Origin of the sequence: Oribacterium sp. C9 (genome assembly GCF_002007235.1) — a bacterium.
Classification (GTDB): Bacteria; Bacillota; Clostridia; order Lachnospirales; family Lachnospiraceae; genus Oribacterium.
The window spans coordinates 1-2548 of sequence record NZ_MUHW01000051.1 but is presented as its reverse complement, the minus strand read 5'-3'; the positions used below and the strand labels follow the sequence as shown (position 1 = coordinate 2548).

The 2548-nt window shown below is 47.2% G+C and carries 2 protein-coding genes; both read right to left on the bottom strand.

All coding sequences use genetic code 11. The features are described 5' to 3' along the window. Positions 1-75: 75 nt before the first annotated feature. Positions 76-2154, bottom strand: a complete 2079-nt coding sequence (locus tag BXO88_RS16050) for an NAD(+) synthase (protein ID WP_078038733.1) — start codon at positions 2152-2154, stop codon at positions 76-78. A gap of 215 nt (positions 2155-2369) precedes the next feature. Continuing rightward, complete coding sequence (locus BXO88_RS17200; protein ID WP_242839332.1) at positions 2370-2453, bottom strand: putative holin-like toxin; 84 nt, start codon at positions 2451-2453, stop codon at positions 2370-2372. Positions 2454-2548: the final 95 nt, after the last annotated feature.

The following is a 2548-nucleotide window of genomic DNA, read 5'->3' as shown; positions in this document are numbered from 1 at the left end:
CTCCCAAAAGGTAGAGCGGGGTGGGCGAACACAAAAAAGGGGTGTCACACCATTTTAGTGCGACAGCCCCATCGTTTATATCTCCTCTAGTTCTTCTATCCAGAGCTTCACCGCAGCATCACTCGGCATCCTTAAATCTCCCCGGGGTGACACCGCAACGGAACCAACCTTAGGTCCGTCAGGCAGACAGCTTCTCTTGAACTGCTGTGAGAAAAATCTCCAGTAGAACTTTCTGAGCCACTTTAATATGGTCTCAGGATCATATATGTCTCCGTCCATTATGCCGGCTTCCTTCTGGGCTTCTTCCGAAAAAGCCTTTAGAGCAAGGGCATAGACCTTTCTCGGACTGAATCCGAAGCGAAGTATCTGATACAGAAAGAAATCGTGAAGCTCATAAGGTCCCACCAGATCCTCTGTCTTCTGTGAAATCTGTCCGTCACCCGTAGGCGGAAGAAGCTCAGGACTTACAGGTGTATCAAAAATATCATTGAGACACTGCCTTAGTGACTCATCCTCCGATGTTTCCGCAACGAACTTCACCAGATATCTCACAAGCGTCTTCGGAACGCCCACATTAACGGCATACATGGACATGTGATCTCCGTTATAGGTAGCCCATCCGAGAGCCAGCTCACTGAGATCTCCGGTTCCGATAACGATCCCGTCAGTCTGATTTGCGATATCCATGAGGATCTGGGTGCGCTCTCTGGCCTGGGAATTCTCATAGGTTACGGAGTGATCCTCCGGATCATGTCCTATATCCTCAAAATGCTGAAGGACAGCAGCCTTAATGTTTATCTCTCGAAGTGTTGCGTGAAGCCGTTTTGTCAGGGTCACAGCATTGTTATAGGTGCGGTCCGTGGTGCCGAAGGCCGGCATGGTAACTGAGATAATGTTTTCTCTCGGTATGCCGAGCATATCAAAGGCTCTTGCGGTCACGAGAAGGGCGAGAGTCGAGTCAAGTCCGCCGGAAATACCGATAACCGCACTCCTGCAGCCTATATGTTCGAGCCTCTTCCTGAGCCCCATGGCCTGAATGGTAAATATCTCGTTGCATCGCTGATTTCTTTCAGAGACATTGCCCGGAACGAAAGGCTTCGGATCAACAAAACGTCTGAGATCAGCTGTATCACGGAGAAGTTTTTCCTTTAATGAATCATTTCCCTTTTCATCGCGCTTCTCCGCATCCGGTTCGGAACCTCCCATCACATCCGGCATGGCAGCTTCTTCTGAATCGTTAAATCTGAATCTCACCACATCATATCTGTCTCTGAGACATTCATCGATGTCAGGATATGTTGTGATACGGGCTCTCTCCTGTACTATCCTCTGAAGATCCACATCTGCTATATAGAGTCCCGTCTCGAATCTGTTTCCTTCCTTAAGGATGATGCCGTTTTCAGCGATTATGTCCTGTCCGCCGAACACAAGGTCGGTGCTTGACTCTCCGTCGCCTGCATTGGTATAAACATAGGCTGAAACGAGACGGGCACTTGCGGAACGGATAAGCTCGCGGCGGTAACTATCCTTTCCGACAGTCTCATCCGATGCGGAAGTGTTGGCGATTATAGTGGCACCTGCAAGCGCATGCTGAGTTGAGGGCGGGTTCGGAACCCATACATCCTCACATATCTCGGCAGCAAGAATGAACTCAGGAAAATCCTCTGCTTCGAGAAGGATGTTCATTCCGAAAGGAATGCTGTAGACCTCCTTAGTCACTCTGGAAGTCCATGTGATGTATCGTACTTCCTCTCTTCCCGGTGTGAACCATCTTCTCTCATAAAACTCGCCGTAGTTCGGAAGGTTCTTCTTCGGAACGATAGCGAGGATATGTCCGCCGTGAAGGACAGCCGCACAGTTATAGAGCTTGTGATCCATGAGATAAGGTGTTCCCACCACTGCAACTATCTCTCTTCCTCTTGTGGCCTCCGCAAGCTCGTCCAGTGCCTTCATGGTCTTATCGATAAGTACCGTCTGATGAAACAGATCCGCACAGGTGTATGATGTCAAAACAAGTTCCGGGAAAACCACGAGCTTCACGCCCTGCTTCTCCGCCTCGTCAATGTCTCTTAAAACAGCATCTCTATTATATGAAACATCCGCCACCTTTATCTTCGGTGTTGCCGATGCCACTCTTATAAATCCTTCTACCATGGAAACCTCCCAGCGATATATAAAAGATCCAAAAAGCCTGCATAATCATATCACAGCAAACCAGGCATAAACATAAAAGACTATACTGGCTATTGCAATAAAATAAATATTAGATTATTATATTGACATAAAAGGTGCTTGCCGATAGACGGTTAGCCCTCGGAAATATGTTTAGTTAAAAGATAACCGCTCAAGTTTTCCAGGCTTTGGGGCGGTTATTTTTTTGCAATCTTATATACAAGACCGATGATAGCTACAATCAAAATTCCAAATTGGAATAAATCAGAATACGTAACCATGGCACCCTCCTTTCCGGAGGGTCTGCAAATCCCTCCGGAAAGGAGGACTAACCGCCTATTAATATATTAGATGGTAATGATTTTATAAATCAATA